Raw genomic sequence first — 25,827 nt, 5'->3', positions numbered from 1 at the left:
TCATGCTTTTCCCAAAACCAGCGAACTGTTGACGCCACCGAAACCGAACGAATTGGACAGCACCACATCGATGGGCTGGCGCTGCGTTTCGGTCAGGAAATTCAACTCAGGGAACTCGGCGTTTGCCGGGTCATAGTTAAGGGTGGGTAGCAGCACGCCCTGTTGCAGGCTCATCAGTGACAGCACCGCCTCGATCGCGCCGCTGGCCGCAAGGGAGTGGCCGATCGCCGATTTGTTGGCTGTGAAGGTCATCGTGCTTACGCCGGTGTCGAATACCTGCGCAATCGCCAGGGCTTCACTGCGGTCATTAGCCTGGGTCGACGTGCCATGGGTATTGACGTGATCGACCGCGTCGCAGCCCAGGCCTGCATGGGCGAGTGCTGCCTTCATGCAATGGGCGTAATGGCTGCCATCGCGGCTGCTGGAGGTGATCTTCTGCGCTTCGCAATAGTTGGCGTAACCCAGGACGCGGCCGATTGGCGTGGCCTTGCGGCGCTCGGCATGTTCCCTGGACTCCAGCACGATCATCGCCGCACCTTCGCTGAGGACGAACCCGCAACGGTCGTTCATGAACGGGCGGCTCTGTTGTTCGGGCGCGAGGTCGGCACGTTGGCAAATGGCGCCCAGGCCGTCGAAGCTGTAATACGACAGTTCATGGGCCATCAACTCGACGGCGCCACATAGGGCCAGGTCGATGTCACCGCGCTCAATGGCGCGAAACGCGGCGCCGATTGCCATGGTACCGGCCGCGCAGGCATCGGAGTGGGTGCTGATATGGTCGCGAATGCCGAGCAGGCGGGCGATGTGCACCGTCTGCTGGTCGATCCGACGAGCGAATGGGCCGCCCACCAGGGTGTGGTTATCCAGGTAGCGATCCAGGTCGACGCTGCCGACGTCGTCCATATAACGGCTGGCCTCTTGCAGGTCACGGCTTACACAATGCTTGTTGGCGCCGAGGAACACGCCGCTGGGCACGCGGGCGAAGTCGGCGCGAACCAGGCCTGCCTGCTGCAGCGCCTGCCTGGCCACGAACTCGGCGAGCAGGCTCTGGCGCGGCAGGGTTGTGTCACCCGTCGCCACTTGTGCGCTGATGGCTTGCCATTGAACGGGGTCAATGTAACCCGCGGCGCTCGCCGCAAAACCCAACTCGGCAAACACCGGGTGTTGGCGAATGCACGAACGCTTTGCGCCGATCTGCGCAAACAGCGTTGCAGCGTCCAGTGCCGTGGGCGCTACCAACCCATAGCCCGTGACTAAAACCTCTCGCGGCCCCATGAAGAAACTCCTAGACCGCTTCCGGCAAGCGGGACGCGGCAAACTGCTCAACCAGCTGGCGAGAAATGTCGTCGCCTTCCATCGGCGTCAAGCGCGCGCTGCAACCGCCGCACACCACCTGGCGACGCTCATTCAGACGCGCCTGGTCGGCATTGCATTCAGGGCAGGTCGCGGGCAGGTGGTCGAACATCCGGTAGCATTGCACGGCCCAGTTACGCACCGTCGTGGCCGCGAACACGTCCGCCGGCTGCATGCCGGCGTGCAGTTGCCCGGGTGCAAATGCGCTCAGGCTCTGCTCCAGGAGCGCTACCCCAGCTTGGGTGATACGGCCTTTTTCGACCAGTTCGCTGACGTCGCCAAACACGGCTACCGCATGGTCCAGCACGCTGGTTTTAGGCAGCGTGCAGCCATAGTTACGGCCAAGCTGAAAACTCAGGTCGACGATATCCAGGGAGTCGGCATTCAGATCCTCCACGATGCTGCTGTGCTCATCGACCTCTGCGAGGTCCATCACCAATAGCTGCGCGAGGATTTCGCGGGTGGTGGTGATGACGCTGTCCAAGTCCAGTGGATTGTTCAAAGGTTATTTCCCTATAACGCATAAATGAAGGGTATGAGCATTGGCCCTGACGGGGATTTGCTTGAGGTGATTTTTGACGGCGGGTAGCGTAAACCCTCCTGCCAGGGGGAGAGTCAATGTGCTACTACTGTTTTTATCGCTTGCCCTGTGCCGGGCTGGTTGGATTTAATCAAGGCAGTTCAACTCAAGACAGGGATCGTCATGACTACGCTTTCGCCTATCAGCTCCGTCAATACATTGGTTATCCGGCCTGCTGAACCTTCCACCGTCGGTCTTGCGCAGACCACCTCTACCGCCGTTGTACGACCCTCTTCGGTCGTCAGCCTGGGCAATGTGACGTCTGATATGCTTGCCGACACCTACTCGCGTCGCGGCCAACTGCCTGGCCAGGAGGTCGTGCGAGCGTGGGAGAGCGACAGCCAGGACGCCCTCAGCAAGGCGATCAATACCAATTTCAATTCATTGTCGACAGCCAATCGCTTCAATGGCCTGGGCGCCGGCCTTGTGGAGCTGTTCGCCAAGAGCGGTACGAACATTTCTCAGTCTGTGCTCTACGCGAGCGCCGACCGCGCGCAAAATGCTGGTGAGATCAAAGTCGACCAGACGCTGCTGCACAGCAGCGCCGACAACTTGGTCAGCCTCAGTATCAAGACCGCCAGCGGCAAGACCGTCACCTTCAGCCTGTCCAGCCAGAGCGACGGCCTGGGCGTGCAGGCAACGGTGGAAGGGGGCAGCCTGACCGACGACGAACTCAAGGCGGTCGGCCAATTGGGCAGCGCCTTCCAATCAGCGATCGATGGCCTTACCGCAACGCCGCCTAAAATTGATCTGGGTAACCTGACCAGGTTTGACCCCAAGGTACTGGCCTCGGTTGATCTCAACGCTAAAGTGAAGACGCTGGACGGTCAGAACCAGACCTTGGCCTTCCACGCCGACGCCCAGCGCCGCACTACGCGCATGAGTGGTCCGGGCGGCGAAGTGAACGTGGCGGTAGACCTGAAAAACGCTGCGATCCTGGGCAATGCCCAGCAGCAGGCCAAGGCCCTGAAAAGCTACCTGGCTCAGTTTGACCGGGCGCAGGAGCGTGGCAATGCCAAGGCGGACCTGATGACGATGTTCAAGGACGCGTTCAGCGCCATGAACAGCAACTACCCACAAGGTATAAGCCTTCCTGACGCGCTGACCCGTAACCCGACTGACCAAGGCCTGCTGACCGGCCTGGCGGACTTCAAGGCCTCTCTCAAGCAAGCCAGCGAATCCTCCAACCCGATACGCCCCTCTGAAATCGACAGATTTGCCTACAGTGTGTCGCAGAAGACCCGTGTCAGCGGCAGCAGCGCACTGGACCGCAGCGTGACTCAGGACCAGCAATCGAGCCTTTCGGCCAGTTATCACAAGGGCCTTGATGGCAGTAAAAATCCGGGGCTGACTCGCGATGAAAACTCGCAAAACTACCTTTATGTGCAGGTTGAGGACAACGCGAGCAGTTCGGCCAACCTCGCCTATAAGGATGGCCTGCTGACCAACGCCTCTGTTTCGCAAGAGGCCAGCCAGTCCACTCGCACGCAGAAATACGTGTTGGGCAAGTTGGTCGACGAGACCTTTGTGCCCAAGCAAGCCTCGGTCCAGCGCGACTATTTGGTGCTGCTGGAGTACGCGGCGACGCAAAGCAAGAAGTCCAAGGACGCGCTGCAAGAGTCGACCTTGAAGGACGCCCTGGCGAACATGCATGAATCGGTGATGTTGCAAGAAGATCCCTCTGCACTGATACGCTGACGGCCGTCGTAAAATACGGGAAACCCCACTGTCGGGGTTTCCCGTTTTTTTGCCCGACGGACGCACTCGCGAATGCCAGATTAGGCTTTTGAAACCATTGGATATTCTGTAGCCTTGCGCAGCTTCACCTTTACCCGTGCTTGATGAACACAATCACTTCGTCCGGCGGCGCCCGAAGGGCTCCAGAGCCGGTGGTACACTCGACTTTCGCGCAACTGCGCCTGCAGGTCTTGCGAACATGACGCAGATATCTGAACGCCTACTGGTTCAAGCCCACCTCGACGCCAAGCAGCCCAAGGCCCTCAGCGCCGATGAAGAGGCGAGCCTGCGTGCCGCCATCGCCGCCGAGCTGAAAGCTCAGGACGCGGTGCTGGTTGCCCACTTCTATTGCGATCCGGTGATCCAGGCCCTGGCCGAAGAAACCGGTGGCTGTGTCTCCGACTCCCTGGAAATGGCCCGCTTCGGCGCAGCCCACCCGGCCAAGACCGTACTGGTCGCCGGTGTACGTTTCATGGGCGAGACCGCCAAGATCCTCACCCCCGAAAAACGCATCCTCATGCCCACCCTGGAAGCCACCTGCTCCCTGGACCTGGGTTGCCCGGTGGATGAGTTTTCGGCCTTCTGCGACCAGCATCCCGAACGCACCGTGGTGGTGTACGCCAACACGTCGGCGGCGGTCAAAGCCCGGGCCGATTGGGTGGTGACCTCCAGCTGCGCGCTGGAAATCGTCGAAAGCCTGATGGACAACGGCGAGACCATCATCTGGGGCCCGGACAAGCATCTGGGCACTTACATCCAGCGCCAGACCGGTGCCGACATGCTGCTGTGGGACGGTGCGTGCATCGTCCACGAAGAGTTCAAGTCCAAGCAACTGGAAGACATGAAGGCGCTGTACCCGGATGCTGCGATCCTGGTGCACCCGGAATCGCCGACAGCGGTGATCGAACTGGCGGATGCCGTGGGCTCTACCAGCCAACTGATCGCTGCAGCGCAACGCTTGCCCAACAAGACCTTTATCGTCGCCACCGACCGCGGCATCTTCTACAAGATGCAGCAGCTGTGCCCGGACAAGGTCTTCGTCGAAGCGCCTACGGCCGGTAACGGCGCCGCGTGCCGCAGTTGCGCGCACTGCCCGTGGATGGCGATGAACACGCTGGAACGCACGTTGCAGTGCCTGCGAGAGGGGAGCAACGAGATCTTCGTCGAGCCTTCGGTGATTCCTCATGCCGTGCGACCACTCAAGCGCATGCTGGACTTTACCCACGCCGCGCGCCTGAAGCTGGCCGGCAACGCCTGAGCCAGCTGTGAATACAGTCCAAATGTGGGAGCGGCAAGCCCCCTGCCACATTTGGATCTTCAGTGTTCCTGGGATTACTTTTTCTGCTTCGGAACCCGCACCAGTTGCGTGTTTGAGTAGATGTCATGCCAGCCGCGTTTCTGCTTGTCGAACAACGCCCAGATAAACCCCAGCCCCACGCACAACCACGACGCAATCGACACCACAAAGCGCAACAGCGCCTGCCACAGGCTGATGCGCGAGCCGTCGGCGTTCTGTACGCGCACGCCCCATACCTGCATGCCCAGGGTCTGCCCGGAATGGGTCCAGAACTTGGCGAAGAAGCCGAACAGCACAAAAAACAGAATCGTCGACAGCAGCGGGTCCCCATCCAGGGCGCCGGACTCGGTGAGGGTGCGCATCCTGGCTTCGCCCAGGAACGCCACCCACACCAGCTTGTAGATAAACGCCGTGACGATCAGCAGGGCGGTGCACAACAGGAAGTCATAGAACATCGCTGCCAGGCGACGGCCCAGGCCAACGGCGGGGAATTCGCCTTGGGGGCTCAGCAAGGGTTTGGACATGGCAGGACTCTCTGAGGAAAAAACGCATTTTACGGAATCGCGCCCATAAAAAAGCCCCTGATGTCATGTCAGGGGCTTTTTGTCGCAGGAAGGATCAGGCTTCTGCTTGTACTTCGTCGGCCTGCATGCCTTTTTGGCCTTGCACAGCAATGAAGGTCACTTTCTGGCCTTCCTTGAGGCTCTTGAAGCCGTTGCCCTGAATGGCGCGGAAATGCACGAACAGATCCGGACCGCTCTCCGGCGTGATAAAACCAAACCCTTTCTCGTCGTTGAACCACTTGACGGTACCGCTCTGACGTTGGGACATTTTCTTCTTTCCTTTGACGCTAAAATTAATGACAGCCCCTTTCACATGAAAGAGTACTGGGCTGGGTTGCAGGAAAGTAAGAGACGTCGAACGGGTTGTAGCACAACTACTTCAGCTACTGCCCAGGTCCAGGTTCCAAGCGACCCATGCAAACACAGTGGGCAAACTCTACGCCAACTAATAGAGAAAAAACAACCCCTGCCAAAAGCCCAGGTTTTGCTGGGCCTGATGACACTTCGCTGAGTAATGTGGAATCGGCTTATTCGATAGAAAGTGTCACTCGTTATAGGTTGATTCCTATAAAAATGACTATCGTCCCTGCACTGTTTTATGGCGGTTGCGTTACAGATTAGTGCGCGTTAACGCAACCGCGTTACTTATAGGAACAGTCAATCAACCACGGTAGTAACGCTGTGGCACGAATGGCATTTTACTTACACGAAGTGGCACCTTTTTCCCACGCACCAACGCAGAGACTTCGGTATCCAGTGCGATAAACGCACTGTCTAGATAACCCATGGCCAACGGGCCGCCGAGGCTTGGGCCAAAGCCGCCGCTGCAGACGCTACCGATCACCGTGCCCTGCGCGTCGACAATCTCGGCGCCTTCGCGTACCGGGGTGCGTTCCTGGGGTAGCAGGCCGACGCGCTTGCGGCTCACACCGGTCTGCTGCTGGGTGAAGATCTGGTCGGCACCCGGGAAGCCGCCGGCACGCGGGCCATCGGCGCGACGGGCCTTGGAGATCGCCCACAGCAGGCTGGCTTCAATCGGCGTGGTCTCGGTGTTCATGTCATGCCCGTACAGGCACAGACCGGCTTCCAGGCGCAGGGAGTCGCGGGCGCCCAGGCCGATGGCCTGTACTTCGCTTTCGGCCAGCAGGCTGCGCGCCAGGCTTTCGGCATTGGCGGCAGGCACGGAGATTTCAAAGCCGTCTTCACCGGTATAACCGGAGCGGCTGACGTAGCAGTCCACGCCCAGCAGGCGCAGGGAGGCGAACTGCATAAAGGTCATCCCGGTCACTTCCGGCGCCAGGCGCGCCAGCACCTTCACTGCCGCCGGGCCTTGCAGGGCGAGCAGGGCGCGTTCTTCGAACAGTGGCTCGATGGTGCACTGATCGCCAATATATTTGCGCAGGTGCGCCAGGTCCTGGTCCTTGCAGGCGGCGTTGACCACCAGGAACAGTTCGTCGTTGCCCAGGTTGGCGACCATCAAGTCGTCGAGGATGCCGCCTTGCTCGTTGGTGAACATCGCGTAGCGCTGCATGCCCACCGGCAGGTCAATGATGTCGACCGGCACCAGGGTTTCCAGGGCCTTGGCAGCATTGGCGCCGGTGAGGCGGATCTGGCCCATGTGGGAGACGTCAAATAACCCGGCCTGTTCACGGGTGTGCAGGTGTTCCTTCATCACACCCAACGGGTACTGTACCGGCATGTCATAGCCGGCGAAGGGCACCATACGCGCCCCCAATTCGATGTGCAGGGCGTGCAATGGGGTTTTCAACAGGGTTTCGGTGGACATATTCAGCTCCTGAAAAACGTGCTGCCGCGCCTTGGGCGTCAGCACTCGATAATGTTGACCGCTAAACCGCCACGGGCGGTTTCCTTGTATTTGCTTTTCATATCGGCGCCGGTCTGGCGCATGGTGCGGATGACCTTGTCCAGCGAGACGAAATGCTGACCGTCGCCGCGCAAGGCCATGCGCACGGCGTTGATGGCCTTGACTGAGCCCATGGCATTGCGCTCGATGCAGGGCACTTGCACCAATCCGCCAATCGGGTCGCAGGTCAGGCCGAGGTTGTGTTCCATGCCGATTTCGGCAGCGTTTTCCACTTGGGACACGCTGCCGCCCAGCACTTCGCACAAAGCGCCTGCGGCCATGGAGCAGGCTACGCCGACTTCGCCCTGGCAACCGACTTCAGCCCCGGAGATCGACGCATTTTCCTTGTACAAAATCCCGATGGCGGCGGCGGTGAGCAGGAAACGCACCACGCCGTCTTCGTTCGCGCCCGGGATAAAGCGCATGTAGTAATGCAGCACCGCCGGAATGATCCCGGCCGCACCGTTGGTGGGCGCCGTCACCACGCGCCCGCCATTGGCGTTTTCCTCGTTGACCGCCAGCGCGTACAGGTTGACCCAATCGAGCACCGACAACGGATCGCGCAGCGCCGATTCCGGGTGCTTGCACAGTTGGCGATGCAACGCGGCAGCGCGGCGTTTTACCTTCAAGCCGCCGGGCAGGATCCCTTCATTGCGGCATCCGGCGTCGACGCAGTCCTGCATCACCTGCCAGATCTTCAGCAAGCCGGCGCGGGTTTCGGCTTCCGGGCGCCAGGCACTTTCATTGGTCAGCATCACCTGGCTGATGGACAGGCCGTAGGTGGCGCAATGACCGAGCAAGTCCTTGGCGTGCTTGAAAGGGAAGGTCAGCGGCGTGGCATCTTCGACAATCCGGTCGGCGCCGGCGGCGTCTTCATCCACCACAAAACCGCCGCCCACCGAGTAGTACTCGCGGCTGCGGATCTGGATGTTGGCGGCGTCGAAGGCACGGAAAATCATGCCGTTGGGGTGGTAGGCGAGGGGTTTGCGAATCATCGCCAGGTGTTCTTTCTCGTTGAACGCAATGCTGTGTTCGCCGAGCAGGTTCAGGCGGCCGTCCTTGCGCATCTGCGCCAGGCGGGCGGCCACGGTTTCAGTGTTTACGGTGTCCGGGTGTTCGCCTTCGAGGCCCAGCAGCACGGCTTTGTCGCTGCCGTGGCCTTTGCCGGTGGCGCCGAGGGATCCATAAAGCTCCACCTTGATGCCGCAGGTGGTGGTCAGCAGGTTGTCGCGCTTGAGGCCTTCGACGAAGCGGGCAGCGGCGCGCATCGGGCCGACGGTGTGGGAACTGGAGGGGCCGATGCCAATCTTGAACAGGTCGAACACGCTTAAAGACATGAGTTGTTCTCCGGTTTCTTATTATTGAGGTGGTCAAATGTGGGAGGGGGCAAGCCCCCTCCCACATTTTGACTGAGTGCGTCCTCAGATTATGCGTAGCTCTCGATTGACGGGCACGCACACACCAGGTTGCGATCCCCAAACACGTTGTCGACCCGGCCAACCGGCGGCCAGTACTTGCCTTCGATCAGCGAGGCAACCGGGTACACCGCTTGCTCACGGCTGTAGGGGTGGCTCCATTCGCCCACCAGTTCCGCCGCCGTGTGCGGTGCGTTCTTCAGCGGGTTATCGTCCTTGTCCAGCGTGCCGTTTTCCACTGCGCGGATTTCTTCGCGGATGGCGATCATGGCGTCGCAGAAACGGTCCAGTTCTTCCTTGGATTCACTTTCGGTCGGCTCGATCATCAAGGTGCCGGCCACCGGGAACGACATGGTCGGTGCGTGGAAGCCGAAGTCGATCAGCCGCTTGGCCACGTCATCCACACTGATGCCGCTGCTGTCTTTGAGTGGGCGCAGGTCGAGGATGCATTCGTGCGCCACCAGGCCGTTGCTGCCGGTGTAGAGCACGGGGTAGTGCTCTTCCAGGCGACGGGAGATGTAGTTGGCATTCAGGATCGCCAACTGCGAAGCGCGCTTGAGGCCCGCGCCGCCCATCATGCTGATGTACATCCAGGTGATCGGCAGAATGCTCGCACTGCCGAACGGTGCCGCGCAGACCGCGCCTTCCTTGCGTGCCATGGCCGCGTGGCCCGGCAGGAATGGCGTGAGGTGGGATTTGACACCAATCGGGCCAACGCCCGGGCCGCCACCGCCGTGGGGGATGCAGAATGTCTTGTGCAGGTTCAGGTGGGACACGTCGCCACCGAACTTGCCCGGTGCGCACAGGCCAACCATGGCGTTCATGTTGGCGCCGTCGATGTAGACCTGGCCGCCGTTGTCGTGGATGACGCCGCAGATTTCGCGGATGCCTTCTTCGAACACGCCGTGGGTGGACGGGTAGGTGATCATCAGCGCGGCGAGGTGCTCGCGGTGCTCGATGGCTTTGGCGCGCAGGTCTTCGATGTCCACGTTGCCACGGGCGTCGCAGGCGGTGACGACGACGCGCATGCCGGCCATGTTGGCGGTCGCCGGGTTGGTGCCGTGGGCCGACGAGGGGATCAGGCAGATGTCGCGGCGTTCTTCGCCACGGCTCTGGTGATAGGCACGGATGGCCAGCAGGCCAGCGTATTCACCTTGGGAGCCGGCGTTCGGCTGCAGCGAGATCGCGTCATAACCGGTGGCTGCGCAGAGCATGGCTTCCAAGTCGGAGGTCAGTTGCAGGTAGCCGGCGCTTTGTGCGGCTGGGGCGAACGGGTGCAGGGCACCGAATTCGGCCCAGGTCACCGGGATCATTTCGCTGGCGGCGTTGAGCTTCATGGTGCACGAGCCCAACGGGATCATGGTGCGGTCCAGGGCCAGGTCTTTATCCGCCAGCTTGCGCAGGTAGCGCATCAGCTCGGTTTCCGAGTGGTAGCGGTTGAACACCGGGTGGCTGAGGATCGGCGACTGGCGCAGCAGCGCGGCTGGCAGGGTGCTCTCAGTGGCGGCGAAGGCGGGCAGGGCCTTGCCGTCGGCAAAGATCGACCACAGGGTTTCGATATCGGCTTGGGTGGTGGTTTCATCCACCGACAGGCCGACACGCTCGGCATCCACCACACGCAGGTTGATGCGCTGGGCGCGGGCCTTGTCGTGCAGCGCGGTGGTGTTGGCGCCGGTGTTGAGTGTGAGGGTGTCGAAGAAGTGTTCCTGCTCGACCTTCAAGCCCAGGGCGGTCAGGCCCTTGGCCAGGATCGCGGTCAACTGGTGAATGCGCTGGGCAATCTGAGTCAGGCCTTTGGGCCCGTGGTACACGGCGTACATGCTGGCGATGTTGGCCAGTAGCACTTGGGCGGTGCAGATGTTGCTGGTGGCTTTCTCACGGCGGATATGTTGCTCGCGGGTCTGCATGGCCAGGCGCAGGGCCGGCTTGCCGAAACGGTCAACGGACACACCGACCAAACGGCCCGGCATATCGCGCTTGAACGCATCCTTGGTGGAGAAATACGCCGCGTGCGGGCCACCAAAACCCAGCGGCACGCCGAAGCGTTGCGCGCTGCCGATGGCCACGTCGGCGCCGAATTCACCCGGCGGGGTCAGCAGGGTCAGGGCCAGCAGGTCGGCAGCCACGGCCACCAGGGCGTTGGCGGTGTGGAAGCGCTCGGTCAGCGCGCGGTAGTCGAATACGTCACCGTTGCTCGCCGGGTATTGCAGCAGGGCGCCGAAGAACGGGCTCACGTCGGTCAGTTCACGCTCGTCGCCGACTACCACCTCGATACCCAGCGGCTCGGCGCGGGTGCGCAGCACGTCGAGGGTCTGCGGATGGCTGTGCACCGAGGCGAAGAAGGCGTTGCTGCCTTTGTTCTTGCTCTGGCGCTTGCAGAAGGTCATGGCTTCGGCGGCGGCGGTGGCTTCGTCGAGCAAGGATGCGTTGGCAATCGGCAGGCCGGTGAGGTCGCTGATCAGGGTCTGGAAGTTCAGCAGCGCTTCCAGGCGGCCTTGGGAAATCTCTGGCTGGTAAGGCGTGTAGGCGGTGTACCAGGCCGGGTTTTCCAGGAGGTTGCGCAGGATCGGCGATGGCGTGTGGCAGTTGTAGTAGCCCTGGCCGATGTAGGTCTTGAACAGTTGGTTCTGGCTGGCAATGGCCTTGATCTTGGCCAGGGCCTCGGCTTCGCTCAGGCCGTCTTCCAGGCCGAGCACGCTGGTGCCCTTGATGCTTTCCGGGATCACGCTGGCGCTCAAGGCTTCCAGGGAGTCAAAGCCCAGGCTGGCGAGCATTTGCTGCTCATCTTCCTGGCGCGGGCCGATGTGGCGGGCGATGAATTCGTTGGCGGTGCTCAAATTAACAGTCATGGCGCGCTCCTCAGGCTTCAGCGTTGGCTTTGATCAGGCGGTCGTACGCATCCTGATCCAACAGTTTAGCTACAGCCTCGGCGTCGGCCGGTTTAAAGCGGAAGAACCAGCCTTCGCCCATCGGGTCTTCGTTGACCAGCTCCGGGCTGGCGTCGAGTTTGTCGTTCACTTCCAGCACTTCACCGTCCAATGGCATGTACACGCCGCTGGCGGCTTTTACCGATTCCACGGTGGACGCTTCAGCGCCCTTGGCGTAGGCCTGCAACTCCGGCAGTTGCACGAAAACCACATCACCCAGCGCGTTCTGCGCAAAAGCGGTGATACCCACGGTGACGCTGCCGTCAGCTTCGGCGCGCAGCCATTCGTGATCTTCAGTGAAACGCAACTCGCTCATGGAAACTCCTCGGGGCCAGATTCGTCTGGTGGACGGGATTGAAATAATGGGAAGTTGCTTAGCAAGATCGCGGCCAATCCAGATAAATTGTTATAAATCAAAAGGTTAACAAATAGGGTTATAAGCCTATGCGTTTTGGCTGTAGCGATTTCGCTACAGCCGGGCCGGGTAAAAAAAGCCTATGTGGATCAAAGTGTTGCATGGCGTGCAAAAACTAGGGTTGTAGCGAAATCGTTACGCTGTAGCGCTTTCAGTACGGGTCGGCGTCGCTTTTGGCGCTGCCAAGGAGATCTATCTACCGTAATGCCCGCCTGCCCGCGTTTTAACGTGCACTCATCTCGTTATCAGGATGCGATCCATGCGTGCTTCAACTGCAAATCCCCCGGAGGCCACCCAGGCCCGGAAGTCCCGCGATTACTTATCCAAACTGTTTGCCCACCGCCTGAGCCTGACTCAGGTGGCCCAATCAATGATTCAGGCGTGGATAGGCGAGTGGTTTACCGAATCCCGTCTGCAGGCGAGCAACAGCTGGATCGGTGTGATACAGCCAGGCGGTCGCTACACGCAGCTCATCACCTTGAGCGATGCGCTGATCAAACGCTGCATGAGCGGCGAAGCGTTGAACTACACGCCAGGCCATCATCAGTTGTTGATCCGCTTGGGAGAGGAGGTGTTCCAACCGGTGACCCAAGTCATCAGCGTGGACGACATCGAATTGATGCTCAACACCCTGGCCCCCGGCGTGCTCGTGGGGTTTGGCCAGCGGTTGGTGGACTATTGGAATGCCCGCGTGCCTCACGATCCGGCCCGCAGCCGTTGGAACGCGGTTGGCAGCCAGTTGCGAGCATGCCTGCTCACGGCGCGGCAAAATCCACCGCTGCTGCCCGAGCACGCGCGGTCGTTGCTGGGGCTGGGTGTCGAGGAGACCGTGCTATGGGGATATCGGGCGGATCGAGAGGTGGTGGGCAGCCCCGATGCGCTGCATATCTATCAGGTGTATGCCGTGCAGGCAGAGCGCGCGGGCGAGTGGTTGCCACTGCTGGTCCTGCAGCGTCGGGTTCAGGGGCAACAGATCAGCCTGGTTTACGTCCCGGCGATGAACCTGCTGAAGCTCGATACCCTGGACGCGTTGGGTAACCTGTTGCCTCGCTATATGAACCACTACCGGCCTGGCGTGCCCATCAACTGGGTGCTTCGTGAGCCCGACGGCAATGTGTTCGATGCCTTGGCCCAGACCTTGCTCGAGCGTCAGCTTCGCAACGTTTATCGTCTCGACTGGTCGGCACTTCCCTACATCAGCAGCTATGAACAGCTGTTCATCAAACTCACGTCGCCGTTGGCCTGGTTCGATCCCGATTACCTCCAGCAACCTCATGAAGAACAGTTGCCTGTCTGGCTGCAACTGGCCAACCGTGCTGATCGCCTGGTTTATGGCCAGTGGCTCGAACGCCTGGAGCACCTGCAGCGAGCCACCGGTGGAGCGTCGTTCCTGGAGGGCCTCGACCCTATCGATGTGTATGCACGCAAAGCGCTGCAACGGCAAATGCGCCTGGACTACCCCACTCAAGCGCCCATCAACCCGGACGATTACCTCCTGACCTTCGAGCGCACCCAGGGCGCCACCGTCGGCTGGACGCAACGCACCTCCAGGACCTTGACCCAATGGTCGTTGGAAAACCCCTTCGCCACGGCCTATGCCCGTGTGCAGATCAGCAACCAGGCCATGCCGGGCCAGGTGCCCGGCCGGATCACCCCGGCATACCTCAAGCACCTGATCGAAAGCGTGGATGTGGGTAAGCACTACCCCGCGCTGCTTGAGCACGCGTTGATCGCCGACCCGGCGGAGTCCGCACGGCGGCGGCGATTGTTCGTTGATCAGATGGCGATCCAGTTGCCGATGCTCGCCTTTGAACACAGCCTGCGCCAGCGCTACGGTTTTACCCGCGCTGGCGCCTTGGTGGTGCAAGCGATGTTGCAGGGCGATCCGCAAAAGCGCGTGATCGACGGTGAAGTGATAGTGGCCCGGCCTCTGGCGTTCCTGGTGCATGCCGGGGGGCGTGCCCATCAAACGGACAACCTGTATGTCATCGGCCCGCGTGACAACGGCCAGTTGCCGCACATTCTTTATCGCCCGGATCACACCGAAGCGGTTTTACAACAGTTTGCCAGTCGCCAGGCGTTGCTCGACGAGATCGCGCGAGTGGGCAGCGACCTGCAATGCCTGGTGCTGCAGCGTTTGCCGGATGACAGCCGGGCCATGTTTGGCAATGGCGGCTTTCTGAACCCCCATGTTCAGCGGTTTCTTCAGGGCGATGAATACGACGCGCTGCCCGGATCTAGCCCGGCGCTGCTCAGCGATGCATTGGTGCAGGGCGATTTTCTGACGACCGTCTTCAATGAAAACGCCAAAAGCCTGTGGCAGCTTGCCATGAAGCAATCTGCTTCCAACGAGGCATTGCGCTGGACCGTGTTCAAGAATGATCTCTGGCAGTTGTTCAATGCGCTGTTGCCCATGATCAGAGGGCCTGTGGCGGTAGCGGGCTGGCTGTTCCAAACCTTCAGGACCTTTCGCACAGTGCTGGCGTTACCGGCCCAGGCCAGTCGGGAAGAGACTACCAATGCCCTTGCCGAGCTGATGGGCAGTGTGGCCGGCCTGCTTATGAGCCCCGTGGTCACGCTGGATCAGCGTTTACGCCTGGACGCGATCAAAACCGTGACGACAGGTGCGGCCCAAGGCTCGGAGGTGATTCCGGTCAGCCACACGCTTGAACCCGTGTGGAAATTCGCCTGGCAGCGTTCACACGCAGATATCACGGCCATGGATTATGCCTGGGCCAACTCTCGGCTCAAGCTTGACACGGCGCAGCGAGCACAGCTCGAAACCTTCCAATGGTCGCCAGGACCGGGGGAAACCTGGCCTGCAAACCCCAGCGTGATCTCGACAGACAGTCCTGTGCGCGGTCGGGTGAGGGTGCAAGGCCGTCATCAGGATTACACGCTGATAGACAGCAAGCTATATGGCGTCAAGCCCGATGGCGATCGCTGGCGGATCGCTGACTTGAGAAACAACCAACGCTTGGGCCCATGGCTCAGGCAAGACTCAAAAGGTATCTGGAAGATTGACCTGGGCCTGCGATTGCTCGGCGGGCAGCCAAAAAAGACCACGGCCGCCGAGCGGCGTCTGCACCTTCAGAATGAAAACCGCAGACTGGAGGGTGACTACGACCGCGCGTCAGCCAGGCTCGCTGAGGTCCTGTCTCGGGTGGCGCAGGCCCAGAAGCGTTACAAAGAGGCTCACGCTGCGGGCGCCACTACGTTCACTGATCACCAACGGCGCGACATCAGCACCGAGTATTTGATCGAGTTGGAAAACGAATACCGGCTGCAGTGCGACAGGATAAATGCGTTGAATTCACTGAACATCCACAAACCTGTGAGTGCTTTCGAGCGGGAGAAGATGAAGCAGCTGGAGGCCATGATCGAGAACTTGCGCGACCAGATGACGGTGGTGATCAACGTGCGGGCAGACGCAATTCTTCCCGATGAGCGTTTGATTGAGTTGGACGCGCAAATGGATGGCGCCGACGAGGTTATTGCCCAAGCGGCCCATCGCACCTTTGTTCAATCCTCGCGGACGATCGCAGGGTACAACGTTCAACTGATCGAACTGAGTACGCTGGAGCAGAATGCCCGTGAGCGATTGATGGGCGTGCCTGGGTTTGAGCCGTATGCGCATTTAAAGGCCCCCTCGGATATGGGCACGCCTCTGGACTGGCAGTCCATGCAATTAAAGGCTTTATATGGGGCAGTGCTGCGCCGTTTGCCGTCCTCTGAAGAGTCTGCGCCCTTTGAGCAGGTTCACGGGTTGCTAGGTGAGGCGATCCAATCGATTCAGTCGCAAAAAACCCTGCAAGAGCCCGGTTTGCTGAGCATGCAGCAACGAATCAATGGGTATGAAGCGATTGCCAGGGAGTATCGCCGGTCTCAGGCAGGGGTGCGGGAGTACGGTGATATGGCCGCTGACGTGGTTGACGAGCGTGTTATCGAACAACTGAGCCGTTTGCTCGAAGAGTTGGGGCAGCAAGCGGCGCAGTCTTTGTCGGGGCTGCTTCGCGAACAGGAGGAACATTGCGCGCCTCAACCAGTGTCGGTGCTCAGTGCCGACAAACGTTTGTTTCGCGACCGGAAAAATCGCTATCAGCTCGGGAAGGTAAGGGCCCGCACGCCCGAATCGGATGATGAGATCGTGGATATCCTCAATCCCATCGATAAGCGCGTACAGACCAGCTTTCGGCGTAGCCCCAGCTCCAATGATTTTGAACCGGTTATCGAGGCGACGGCGCCCGTACCACGCCCGACACGCTCACTGGAAAACCTCAAGGGCGACGCCCGTCGGTTGTTGGACAGGGAACCCATCGTGTTGCAGCAGGCGCGTGCCGAGGCTCTTGGCTCCAGTCTGCCGGACAGTGTCGAGACGCGGTTGATACGTCAATCCACGACTATCCAGGCGGTTGCCGAGAAAATTCGCAAGGCGTTGCCCTCAACCCCCGATACCGCGTCCCAGGTGCTGCTCGATGAGTTGGAGCAGGCTGCGCGCCGTTATCTGGAGGCGGGACGTCGGATGCGTATCGACATGATCAAACGTCTGCCGCCCGATGAGGACGGGATTGCCTGGCTCCAGGCCCAGGATCAGGTGCAGATACTGCGCATTGAGGGCCGTATCGCACTCAAGCGTGTCGATGATTTTTTGCAGGAGTATGTGGTCAAGGACAAGCAAGGCAAGGTTCTGGCGTATGCGCATTTTCATTACTCGACGCCCACCGCACCTGACACCGCCTACAACGCCGGCCATTTGAAACGGCCGGAGCAGCGTTTCATGAGTTTCCGCAGCCTCGCGGACAAAACCGACAGGGATGTTATCGAGATCTACTATTCGCGCATCAGTGCACCTAAGGCCGCGCAGTTGTTCTTCAGCACAACGGGCTCGGTCAAGCACCGCGGGCGGCGCTCGTTCTGGTGATGAGTGGGTTCAGGGTTTGCCGGGAATGCCGTACTTGCGCAAGCGGTGGGCGATGGCGGTGTGGGAGGTCTGCAAGCGGCTGGCCAGCTGTCGTGTGGAGGGATAGCTGGTGTAGAGCTTCTCCAGCAGGCTGCGTTCGAAGTCTTCGACGGCCTGTTCGAGGCTGTCGATTTCACCGTCGCTTTGGCGGGCCACCGAGGTCCCGGCGATGTCCAGGTCGCCGATGTCCACCAGGCTGCTTTCGCAAATGGCGGCGGCGCGGAAGATGACGTTCTGCAACTGGCGCACATTGCCCGGCCAACGGTTGCCCAACAGCGCTGGATAGGTACCGGGCGCCAGGCGGCACACCGGGCGCTGGATCTGTGCGCAGGCCTGCTGCATGAAGTAGCGGGCCAGCAACAGGATGTCCTGGCCGCGTTCGCGCAGGGGCGGCACCTCGACGTTGAGCACATTGAGGCGATAGAACAGGTCTTCACGAAAGGTGCCTTCGCTGACCATTTTTTCCAGGTTGCGGTGGGTGGCGCTGAGGATGCGCACATTGACCTTCACTTCGCGGTCGCCGCCCACCCGGCGGAAACTGCCGTCGTTGAGAAAACGCAGCAGCTTGGCTTGTAAATACGGCGACATTTCGCCGATTTCATCGAGGAACACTGTGCCCTGGTTGGCCAACTCCATCAGCCCCGGCTTGCCGCCGCGCTGGGCGCCGGTAAAGGCGCCGGGGGCGTAGCCGAACAACTCGCTTTCGGCGAGGTTCTCCGGCAGCGCGGCGCAGTTCAACGCCAGGAACGGCGCACTGTGGCGCGTACTGATGGCATGGCAGGCCCGCGCCACCAACTCCTTGCCGGTGCCGGTTTCGCCCTGGATCAACAGCGGTGCATCCAGCGCGGCCACCCGTTGCGCGCGGGCCTTGAGGGTACGGATCGCCGGCGACTCGCCCAGCAGTGCGTCAAAGCCTTCGGCATGGTCATGGTGCAGCGCCGAGAGTTGTTCACCGATGCGGTTTGGCTGGTAAAGGGTGAGCAGGGCGCCGGCATCGGTGATCGGTGTAGCGTCCAGCAGGAGGGTCTGGCCGTTGACGCTGATCTCGCGCAGGGGCAGGCGAAAGCCGTTTTCCAACAAGGTATCGAGCAGCGCCGGGTCGTTGAACAGCTCTGCGATGCTTTCCCCGGCCGGTTCACGCCCGTACAGGGCAATCAGCGCCGGGTTGGCCAGCAGGATCGTGCCCGCGCTGTCCAGGGCCAGCACCGGGTCGGTCATGGCCGCCAGCAGGGCGTCGAGTTGCAGGTGGCGGCGTTGGCCGGGGAGGATGTCCACCACCTTCACCGCCCGCACGCCGTGTACGCTGAACAGTGCATCGCGCAGCTCTTCGAGCACCTCGGCGCTGAGCGTCGGGGCGTCGATGTAGACGTTGGGCGGTACCATTTCCACCGCATCCAGGTTGAGATTGCGCCCACCAAGCAAGGCCAGGACTTCCTGGGTAATGCCGACGCGGTCGATGAAGCTGACGTGGATACGCATGCAGTGGCTGACGATTCTGAGGTGCGAGAGGCCGCAAGTATGCCTGACAGGCGATGCAGATCAAAAAATGTGGGAGGGGCGAGCCCCCTCCCACACTTGTTCCGCGTTACTCCAGGTGTTCGGGTTTGACCGGATCACCGGATTTCATATCCAGTTGATGCCGCACATCTTCGAACATCATGTCGTAATGCTTGTGTTGCGAGCCGACGCTGCTGTGGGTCTTGGGAATGCCGTATTTCTCGACGATCTTGGTCACATTGCTGGCGAAGTTGTAAGCCTGGTCCTTGGGGAGGAAAAAGGTTTCCTTCATGTCCTTGCCCTGGATATTGCCGTGCAGGGTGAATTGCATGCCTTTGCCTTCCGCCTCATGTGTGACGACTTCGTAGTCCAGGCAAAGGTCGTAGCTGACATCGTTATTGTTGAGCGCGTGACGTTCGATATGCAGGTGACCGGGTTCAAAGGTGGCCATAGGCGTATCTCCTCTACTTCACAGATAGGTGATGCCAGGTGTTGCCGTGCTGATGCGCGTGCCGGCGCTGCCCTGGACGATGGCTTCGATGTCCGAGAGTGAACCGATCACTGCGGTTTTGCCAGTCTGGCGGGCGAACTCACAGGCGGCCTGGACCTTGGGGCCCATGGAGCCGGCGGCGAAGCCGAGTTTTTCCATTTCGTCCGGGTGCGCCTGGCCGATGGCTTTCTGGGTCGGCTTGCCGAAGTCGATAAAAGCGGCGTTGACATCGGTGGCAATCACCAGCAAATCGGCGTCCAGTTGCGAGGCCAATAGCGACGAGCACAGGTCTTTGTCGATGACAGCTTCGACGCCGCGCAGTTTGCCGTCTTCGCCGTACAGGGTCGGAATCCCGCCACCGCCGGCGCAAATCACGATGCTGCTTTTTTCCAGCAGCCACTTGATCGGGCGAATCTCAAAGATGCGTTTGGGGCGTGGGCTGGCTACCACCCGGCGGTATTTATCGCCATCGGGGGCAATCGCCCAGCCTTTTTCGGCCGCCAGCTTTTCCGCTTCGGCCTTGGAGTAGACCGGGCCGATCGGCTTGGTCGGGTTTTGGAATGCCGGGTCCTTGGCGTCCACTTCCACCTGGGTCAGCAGCGTGGCGAACGGCACCTCAAAGTCCAGCAGGTTGCCCAGTTCTTGTTCGATGATATAGCCGATCATGCCTTCGGTTTCGGCGCCCAGCACGTCCAGTGGATACGGTGAAACCTGGGTGTAGGCGGCGGCTTGCAGCGACAGCAGGCCGACTTGCGGGCCATTGCCGTGGGCGATCACCAGCTCGTTGCCGGGGTGGATCTTGGCAATCTGTTCGGTGGCGATGCGGATGTTGGCGCGTTGATTGTCCGCCGTCATGGGTTCACCACGGCGCAGGAGGGCGTTGCCGCCCAGGGCTACGACGATGCGCATAATACGATCCTTCTAGAATTCAGCTTTGTGGACACAAGGCACAATGTGGGAGGGGGCAAGCCCCCTCCCACATTTTTATTGTGTTCCGACAGTGAGAGTTAGATATCCGCCAGCGCCGACACCAGGATCGCCTTGATGGTATGCATGCGGTTTTCCGCTTGCTCAAAGGCGATGTTGGCCGGCGACTCGAAGACTTCCTCGGTCACTTCCACGCCGTTTGCCAGGTTCGGATACCGCGCGGCGATGTCCTTGCCGACCTTGGTTTCGCTGTTGTGGAACGCCGGCAGGCAGTGCATGAACTTCACCCGAGGGTTGCCCGAGGCTTTCATCATCTTGGCGTTGACCTGGTACGGCAGCAGTTGCTCGATGCGCTCGTCCCATGCCTCCACCGGCTCGCCCATGGACACCCAGATGTCGGTGTGGATGAAGTCCACGCCCTTCACGGCTTCTTTCGGGTCTTCGGTGATGGTGATGCGTGCGCCGCTTTCCTCGGCAAATGCCTGGCATTGCTTGATGAAATCGTCATGGGGCCACAGGGCTTTCGGTGCGCCGATGCGCACGTCCATGCCGAGCTTGGCGCCGATCATCAGCAGCGAGTTACCCATGTTGTAACGGGCGTCGCCCAGGTAGGCGTAGCTGATGTCATGCAGCGGCTTGTCGCTGTGTTCGCGCATGGTCAGGGTGTCGGCGATCATCTGCGTCGGGTGGAATTCGGCGGTCAGGCCGTTGAATACCGGCACCCCGGCGAACTTGGCCAGTTCTTCGACGATTTCCTGCTCGAAGCCACGGTATTCAATGGCATCGAACATCCGACCGAGCACGCGGGCGGTGTCTTTCATGCTTTCCTTGTGGCCGATCTGCGACGACACCGGGTCGATATAGGTGACGTGGGCGCCCTGGTCATGGGCCGCCACTTCGAACGCGCAGCGGGTGCGGGTCGAGGTTTTTTCGAAGATCAGCGCGATGTTCTTGCCCTTCAGGTGCGGACGCTCGGTGCCGGTGTATTTGGCGCGTTTGAGGTCGCGGGACAGGTCCAGCAGGTAGTGCAGCTCGCGCGTGGTGTGGTGCATCAGCGACAGCAGGCTGCGGTTGCGCATATTGAAAGCCATGATGGAATCTCCTTAATAGTCGATAGGGTCGCGGATGATCGGGCAGGTCATGCAGTGGCCGCCGCCACGGCCCCGGCCGAGTTCACCGGCACTGATGGTGATGACTTCCACCCCGGCCTTGCGCAGCAGCGTGTTGGTGTAGGTGTTGCGGTCGTAGCCGATCACCACGCCCGGCTCCACGGCCACCACGTTGTTGCCGTCGTCCCACTGCTCGCGTTCGGCGGCGAAGGCGTTGCCACCGGTTTCCACCACGCGCAGTGCCTTGAGGTTGAGGGCGGCGGCCACCGTCTCCAGGAAGTTGGTTTTCTCCCGTTGGATATCGATACCGTGCGGCTTGCTTTCGTCAGGGCGCAGGGTGAAGGGCACGATCTGGTTGACCACTTCGGGGAAGACGGTGACCAGGTCGCGGTCGCAGAAGCTGAACACGGTGTCCAGGTGCATTGCCGCGCGGGATTTCGGCAAGCCGGCGACGATCACCCGTTCCACGGCTTTGTTTTTGAACAGGTTGCGCGCCAGCTGGCCGATGGCCTGGTGGGACGAGCGCTCGCCCATGCCGATCAACACCACGCCATTGCCAATCGGCATCACGTCGCCGCCTTCCAGCGTAGCGGCACCGTGTTCCTGGTCGGGGTCGCCGTACCAGATCTGGAAGTCGGCGTTGGTGAATTCAGGGTGGAATTTGTAGATGGCGCTGGTCAGCAGGGTTTCCTGGCGACGCGCCGGCCAGTACATCGGGTTGAGCGTCACGCCGCCGTAGATCCAGCAGGTGGTGTCGCGGGTGAACTGGGTGTTGGGCAACGGCGGCAGAATGAAACTGGCGTGGCCGAGGAAATCGCGGAACATCTCGATGGTCTTGCCACCGAAGCTGCTCGGCAGGTCATCGGCCGATACGCCGCCGATCAGGTACTCGGCGATCTTGCGCGGCTCCAGGCTGCGCAGCCACGAGCTGACTTCCTCGACCAGGCCCAGGCCCACGGTGTTGGCGGTGATCTTGCGTTCAAGGATCCAGTCCAGGGCCTCGGGGTTGGCAACGATGTCGGTCAGCAGGTTGTGCATTTCCAGCACATCAATATCCCGCTCGCGCATCTTGGTCACGAAGTCGAAATGGTCGCGCTTGGCCTGGGCCACCCACAACACGTCATCGAACAGCAGTTCATCGCAGTTGTTGGGGGTCAGCCGCTGGTGGGCCAAGCCTGGGGAGCACACCATGACTTTGCGCAGTTTGCCGGCTTCGGAATGTACGCCGTACTTCACTTTTTCCGTGGTCATTACAGATCCTCCAAGGAGCAACAATTACAGAGTCAGGAAGCCGTCGTAGAGGCCATAGGCAGCCACCAGGGCGCCAATGACTACCGCGGCGAAAATCAGCTTCTCGACGTTGGTGAAAATCGGTTTGCCCAACTCACGCTTGGCCTTGGCGAACAGGATTGCGCCGGGGGCATAGAGCAGGGCGGAGAGCAGCAGGTATTTGGTGCCGCCGGCATAGAGCAGCCACACCGCGTAGATCAGCGCGACGGCGCCGATGAACAGGTCTTTCCTGCGCTCTTTAAGGGCGTTTTCGTAGGTCTCGCCGCGCACCGCCAGCAGCAGCGCGTAGGCCGCCGACCACAGGTAGGGCACCAGGATCATCGAGGTGGCGAGGTAGATCAGCGACAGGTAAGTGCTGGCGGAAAACAGGGTGATGATCAGGAACAGTTGCACCATGGCATTGGTCAGCCACAGCGCATTGACCGGCACGTGGTTGGCGTTCTCCTTGCGCAGGAACTCCGGCATGGTGTGGTCCTTGGCGGCGGCGAACATGATCTCCGCACACAGCAGCACCCACGACAGCAACGCCCCCAGCAGCGAGATGATCAAGCCGACGCTGATCAACACCGCGCCCCAATGGCCGACCACATGCTCCAGCACCGCAGCCATCGACGGGTTCTGCAACTTGGCCAGTTCCGGTTGGGTCATGATGCCGAGGGACAACACATTCACCAGCATCAAAAACAGCAGCACGGTGATAAAGCCGATCACAGTGGCCTTGCCCACGTCGGAGCGTTTTTCCGCACGGGACGAGAAGATGCTCGCGCCTTCGATGCCGATGAACACCCACACGGTGACCAGCATCATGTTGCGCACCTGGTTCATCACGCTGCCCAGGTCCGGGTTTTTCACGCCCCAGATGTCAGCGGTGAAGATCTCCAGCTTGAACGCAAACAGCGCGATCAACACGAACAGCACCAGCGGCACGACCTTGGCGACGGTGGTCACCAGGTTGATGAACGCCGCTTCCTTGATCCCGCGCAGCACCAGGAAATGCACGGCCCACAGCAACACCGAAGCGCCAATCACAGCCGCGGGGGTGTTGCCTTCGCCAAAGACCGGGAAGAAGTAACCGAGGGTGCTGAACAGCAGCACGAAGTAGCCGACGTTGCCCAGCCAGGCGCTGATCCAGTAACCCCAGGCCGACGAGAAACCCATGTAATCACCGAAGCCGGCCTTGGCGTAGGCGTAGACGCCGCCATCGAGGTTGGGCTTGCGGTTGGCCAGGGTCTGGAATACGAACGCGAGGGTCAACATGCCAATGGCAGTAATCACCCAACCGATCAATACCGCACCGACGTCGGCGCTGGCGGCCATGTTTTGCGGCAGGGAGAAGATCCCACCGCCAATCATCGAACCCACGACAAGTGCAACCAACGCGCCTAATCGAAGTTTTCCCGGAGATTCAGACATTGCATAACTCCAATGCAGGAGAAGAGAGACCACAGAATAATTCCGTGTGCTAATCAAACAGCTGACTCAGATCACTTCATTGGCACATTCCATTGTGAATTAATGACTTAGGGTGGGAACTCGTGGGCGATAAGAATCCTCGGAAACACGCTGTGCAGAGCGGTTACGCCATTGGAATTAATTATTTAGCCAGGGCTATGGACGTTTGAAGCTAGACCGTTTTTGCGGATGTGCAAACTTTTCAGCGTCGCTTCACGTATTGGCTATAAAGGTTAAAGGTGATGCAGTATTTAAAATATAAATAAGCCTGAATAGCGTTGAGTTGACATGCCATTAGGTTATGAGTGTGCCAGTTTTATCGCTGTCTCTAATAACCGCTACACTCGCTGAGTTAATTAGTTGAGTGCACGGTGGTCAGCTAAAACTGTTAATTCTTCAGGAGCGTTCATGTCCCAACCGGCCCAGAAACTTCGACTCAGCGCCCTGATCGCTTTGGTGGTGGGTTCTATGATTGGCGGGGGGATCTTCTCCCTGCCGCAAAACATGGCCGCCCGTGCCGAGGTCGGTGCCGTCCTGATCGGCTGGGCAATCACTGCCGTCGGCATGCTCACCTTGGCGTTTGTGTTCCAGACCCTGGCCAATCGCAAACCCGAGTTGGATTCCGGGGTGTATGCCTACGCCAAGGCCGGTTTTGGCGATTACATGGGGTTCTCGTCGGCCTGGGGTTATTGGATCAGCGCGTGGATGGGCAACGTCGGTTACTTCGTGTTGCTGTTCAGCACCCTTGGCTACTTTTTTCCGGTGTTCGGCCAGGGCAATACGCCGGTGGCCATCGGCTGTGCCTCGGTGCTGCTGTGGGCCGTGCATTTTCTGGTGATGCGCGGGATCAAAGAGGCGGCGTTCATCAATCAGATCACCACTGTGGCGAAGATCGTGCCGCTGCTGATGTTTATCGTGATCGCAGCGGTGGCGTTCAAGGCCGATATCTTCAGCCGCGATATCTGGGGCCTGGGCAACCCGCAGCTCGGCAGCGTGGTGGACCAGGTGCGCAACATGATGCTGGTCACGGTGTTTGTGTTTATCGGCATCGAAGGCGCCAGCGTCTATTCGGCGCGGGCCGAGAAACGCTCGGACGTGGGCCGGGCCACGGTGATCGGTTTTCTTGGCGTGCTGGCGCTGCTGGTGCTGGTGAATGTGCTGTCCCTTGGGATCATGAGCCAACCGGAACTGGCCAACCTGCAAAATCCCTCCCTGGCGGGCGTGCTGGAGCATATCGTCGGGCCTTGGGGCGCGATGCTGATCAGCCTCGGCCTGGCGGTGTCGCTGTTGGGCGCGTTGCTGTCGTGGGCGCTGCTCTGCGCGGAAATCCTCTACGCGACTGCCCAGGACAAGACCATGCCTGCGTTCCTGAAGAAAGAAAACGTCAACCAGGTGCCGGTCAATGCGCTGTGGCTGACCAATGTGATGATTCAGGTCTTTCTGGTGATCACGCTGTTTTCCCACAGCACTTACACCACGCTGATTTACCTGGCTTCGTCGATGATCCTGGTGCCGTACCTGTGGTCGGCGGCCTACGCGGTGCTGTTGAGCGGGCGCGGCGAAACCTATGAAGGTGCCCAGCGTCAGCGATTCAAGGATCTGTTGGTGGGCGTGATTGCCCTGGGTTACGCGGTATGGCTGCTCTACGCCGGGGGGTTGAAGTATTTGCTGCTGTCGGCGCTGCTCTATGCGCCGGGCGTGATCCTGTTTGCCCTGGCCAAGCGTGAACAGGGGCGGCCGTTGTTTACTCACATGGAGAAAGGCATTTTCAGTTGCGTGATCGCCGGTGCCGGGCTTGCGGCGTATGGGCTGTACAGCGGGGTTCTTTCGTTATGATTGGGTTGGCTGTACTTGCCCCATCGGGAGCAAGCTCCCTCCCACATTTTGATTTGTGAACACAGTCACATGTGGGAGGGGCGGTGCGACGGTTCGACTTGCCCCCGATAGCGGC

General features: G+C 60.4%; 18 protein-coding genes. 4 read left to right on the top strand and 14 right to left on the bottom strand.

Annotation, left to right across the window (positions count from 1 at the left end; all coding sequences use genetic code 11):
* Both AOA60_RS17285 and AOA60_RS17280 read right to left on the bottom strand, forming a co-directional pair.
* Complete coding sequence (locus AOA60_RS17285) at positions 1-1,275, bottom strand: beta-ketoacyl-[acyl-carrier-protein] synthase family protein (RefSeq protein ID WP_099585489.1); 1,275 nt, start codon at positions 1,273-1,275, stop codon at positions 1-3.
* A 10-nt stretch (positions 1,276-1,285) separates the two neighbouring features.
* Entirely contained in the window at positions 1,286-1,855 is a 570-nt protein-coding gene (locus AOA60_RS17280; protein ID WP_099585488.1) for an acyl carrier protein, read from the bottom strand.
* 201 nt (positions 1,856-2,056) lie between these two features.
* Here AOA60_RS17280 and AOA60_RS17275 point away from each other — a divergent pair, with 201 nt between their 5' ends.
* Both AOA60_RS17275 and nadA read left to right on the top strand, forming a co-directional pair.
* Positions 2,057-3,631, top strand: a complete 1,575-nt coding sequence (locus AOA60_RS17275; protein ID WP_256592846.1) for a lactate dehydrogenase — start codon at positions 2,057-2,059, stop codon at positions 3,629-3,631.
* A 238-nt stretch (positions 3,632-3,869) separates the two neighbouring features.
* On the top strand, positions 3,870-4,928 hold the full coding sequence (nadA, locus tag AOA60_RS17270; RefSeq protein WP_099585486.1) for a quinolinate synthase NadA: 1,059 nt from the start codon (positions 3,870-3,872) through the stop codon (positions 4,926-4,928).
* Between the two features lie 74 nt (positions 4,929-5,002).
* Here nadA and AOA60_RS17265 read toward each other — a convergent pair whose 3' ends face one another.
* The 6 genes from AOA60_RS17265 to gcvH form a co-directional block, all read right to left on the bottom strand.
* Positions 5,003-5,491, bottom strand: coding sequence for an RDD family protein (locus AOA60_RS17265; protein WP_099585485.1), 489 nt, complete (start codon positions 5,489-5,491; stop codon positions 5,003-5,005).
* A gap of 94 nt (positions 5,492-5,585) precedes the next feature.
* Complete coding sequence (locus AOA60_RS17260; RefSeq protein WP_007977299.1) at positions 5,586-5,798, bottom strand: cold-shock protein; 213 nt, start codon at positions 5,796-5,798, stop codon at positions 5,586-5,588.
* A 393-nt stretch (positions 5,799-6,191) separates the two neighbouring features.
* Positions 6,192-7,316, bottom strand: a complete 1,125-nt coding sequence (gene gcvT / locus AOA60_RS17255; protein ID WP_099585484.1) for a glycine cleavage system aminomethyltransferase GcvT — start codon at positions 7,314-7,316, stop codon at positions 6,192-6,194.
* A 38-nt stretch (positions 7,317-7,354) separates the two neighbouring features.
* Positions 7,355-8,731, bottom strand: coding sequence for an L-serine ammonia-lyase (locus tag AOA60_RS17250; RefSeq protein WP_099585483.1), 1,377 nt, complete (start codon positions 8,729-8,731; stop codon positions 7,355-7,357).
* An 89-nt stretch (positions 8,732-8,820) separates the two neighbouring features.
* Entirely contained in the window at positions 8,821-11,658 is a 2,838-nt protein-coding gene (gcvP, locus tag AOA60_RS17245) for an aminomethyl-transferring glycine dehydrogenase (RefSeq protein WP_099585482.1), read from the bottom strand.
* Between the two features lie 10 nt (positions 11,659-11,668).
* The gene (gene gcvH, locus AOA60_RS17240) at positions 11,669-12,052 is read right to left on the bottom strand and encodes a glycine cleavage system protein GcvH (protein WP_099585481.1); all 384 of its coding nucleotides are present in this window, start codon (positions 12,050-12,052) and stop codon (positions 11,669-11,671) included.
* Between the two features lie 358 nt (positions 12,053-12,410).
* Here gcvH and AOA60_RS17235 point away from each other — a divergent pair, with 358 nt between their 5' ends.
* Positions 12,411-17,072, top strand: a complete 4,662-nt coding sequence (locus tag AOA60_RS17235; RefSeq protein WP_099585480.1) for a DUF6543 domain-containing protein — start codon at positions 12,411-12,413, stop codon at positions 17,070-17,072.
* A gap of 9 nt (positions 17,073-17,081) precedes the next feature.
* Here AOA60_RS17235 and AOA60_RS17230 read toward each other — a convergent pair whose 3' ends face one another.
* From AOA60_RS17230 to arcD (AOA60_RS17205), 6 genes are all read right to left on the bottom strand, one after another.
* Entirely contained in the window at positions 17,082-18,590 is a 1,509-nt protein-coding gene (locus AOA60_RS17230) for a sigma-54-dependent transcriptional regulator (RefSeq protein WP_099585479.1), read from the bottom strand.
* Positions 18,591-18,696: 106 nt separating this feature from the next.
* On the bottom strand, positions 18,697-19,059 hold the full coding sequence (locus AOA60_RS17225; RefSeq protein WP_099585478.1) for a DUF5064 family protein: 363 nt from the start codon (positions 19,057-19,059) through the stop codon (positions 18,697-18,699).
* Between the two features lie 18 nt (positions 19,060-19,077).
* Positions 19,078-20,007 (bottom strand): carbamate kinase, encoded by a 930-nt coding sequence (gene arcC / locus AOA60_RS17220; protein ID WP_099585477.1) that lies wholly within the window; start codon positions 20,005-20,007, stop codon positions 19,078-19,080.
* Positions 20,008-20,105: 98 nt separating this feature from the next.
* Complete coding sequence (locus AOA60_RS17215; RefSeq protein ID WP_099585476.1) at positions 20,106-21,116, bottom strand: ornithine carbamoyltransferase; 1,011 nt, start codon at positions 21,114-21,116, stop codon at positions 20,106-20,108.
* A 12-nt stretch (positions 21,117-21,128) separates the two neighbouring features.
* A complete protein-coding gene (gene arcA, locus AOA60_RS17210) occupies positions 21,129-22,385 on the bottom strand; it encodes an arginine deiminase (protein WP_099585475.1) in 1,257 nt (418 codons plus the stop codon).
* 24 nt (positions 22,386-22,409) lie between these two features.
* Positions 22,410-23,837: an arginine-ornithine antiporter gene (gene arcD / locus AOA60_RS17205; RefSeq protein WP_099585474.1), complete on the bottom strand. Its 1,428-nt coding sequence runs from the start codon at positions 23,835-23,837 to the stop codon at positions 22,410-22,412.
* Between the two features lie 447 nt (positions 23,838-24,284).
* Between arcD (AOA60_RS17205) and arcD (AOA60_RS17200) the strand changes: the two genes are divergently transcribed.
* The gene (gene arcD / locus AOA60_RS17200) at positions 24,285-25,712 is read left to right on the top strand and encodes an arginine-ornithine antiporter (protein ID WP_099585473.1); all 1,428 of its coding nucleotides are present in this window, start codon (positions 24,285-24,287) and stop codon (positions 25,710-25,712) included.
* Positions 25,713-25,827: the final 115 nt, after the last annotated feature.

Origin of the sequence: Pseudomonas sp. 2822-17, assembly GCF_002742485.1 — a bacterium.
Classification (GTDB): Bacteria; Pseudomonadota; Gammaproteobacteria; order Pseudomonadales; family Pseudomonadaceae; genus Aquipseudomonas; species Aquipseudomonas cyclaminis.
The sequence above is the reverse complement of the archived record's forward strand: the minus strand, read 5'-3'. Positions and strand labels throughout refer to the sequence as shown.

What these genes read in the sequence shown, in the direction of transcription:
- AOA60_RS17225 (WP_099585478.1), bottom strand. Translation starts at nt 19,059, where the DNA reads ATGGCCACCTTTGAACCCGGTCACCTGCATATCGAACGTCACGCGCTC.
- AOA60_RS17265 (WP_099585485.1), bottom strand. Translation starts at nt 5,491, where the DNA reads ATGTCCAAACCCTTGCTGAGCCCCCAAGGCGAATTCCCCGCCGTTGGC.
- gcvT (WP_099585484.1), bottom strand. Translation starts at nt 7,316, where the DNA reads ATGTCCACCGAAACCCTGTTGAAAACCCCATTGCACGCCCTGCACATC.
- AOA60_RS17235 (WP_099585480.1), top strand. Translation starts at nt 12,411, where the DNA reads ATGCGTGCTTCAACTGCAAATCCCCCGGAGGCCACCCAGGCCCGGAAG.
- arcD (WP_099585473.1), top strand. Translation starts at nt 24,285, where the DNA reads ATGTCCCAACCGGCCCAGAAACTTCGACTCAGCGCCCTGATCGCTTTG.
- AOA60_RS17285 (WP_099585489.1), bottom strand. Translation starts at nt 1,275, where the DNA reads ATGGGGCCGCGAGAGGTTTTAGTCACGGGCTATGGGTTGGTAGCGCCC.
- arcA (WP_099585475.1), bottom strand. Translation starts at nt 22,385, where the DNA reads ATGACCACGGAAAAAGTGAAGTACGGCGTACATTCCGAAGCCGGCAAA.
- arcC (WP_099585477.1), bottom strand. Translation starts at nt 20,007, where the DNA reads ATGCGCATCGTCGTAGCCCTGGGCGGCAACGCCCTCCTGCGCCGTGGT.
- nadA (WP_099585486.1), top strand. Translation starts at nt 3,870, where the DNA reads ATGACGCAGATATCTGAACGCCTACTGGTTCAAGCCCACCTCGACGCC.
- AOA60_RS17230 (WP_099585479.1), bottom strand. Translation starts at nt 18,590, where the DNA reads ATGCGTATCCACGTCAGCTTCATCGACCGCGTCGGCATTACCCAGGAA.
- AOA60_RS17215 (WP_099585476.1), bottom strand. Translation starts at nt 21,116, where the DNA reads ATGGCTTTCAATATGCGCAACCGCAGCCTGCTGTCGCTGATGCACCAC.
- AOA60_RS17275 (WP_256592846.1), top strand. Translation starts at nt 2,057, where the DNA reads ATGACTACGCTTTCGCCTATCAGCTCCGTCAATACATTGGTTATCCGG.
- gcvP (WP_099585482.1), bottom strand. Translation starts at nt 11,658, where the DNA reads ATGACTGTTAATTTGAGCACCGCCAACGAATTCATCGCCCGCCACATC.
- gcvH (WP_099585481.1), bottom strand. Translation starts at nt 12,052, where the DNA reads ATGAGCGAGTTGCGTTTCACTGAAGATCACGAATGGCTGCGCGCCGAA.
- arcD (WP_099585474.1), bottom strand. Translation starts at nt 23,837, where the DNA reads ATGTCTGAATCTCCGGGAAAACTTCGATTAGGCGCGTTGGTTGCACTT.
- AOA60_RS17260 (WP_007977299.1), bottom strand. Translation starts at nt 5,798, where the DNA reads ATGTCCCAACGTCAGAGCGGTACCGTCAAGTGGTTCAACGACGAGAAA.
- AOA60_RS17250 (WP_099585483.1), bottom strand. Translation starts at nt 8,731, where the DNA reads ATGTCTTTAAGCGTGTTCGACCTGTTCAAGATTGGCATCGGCCCCTCC.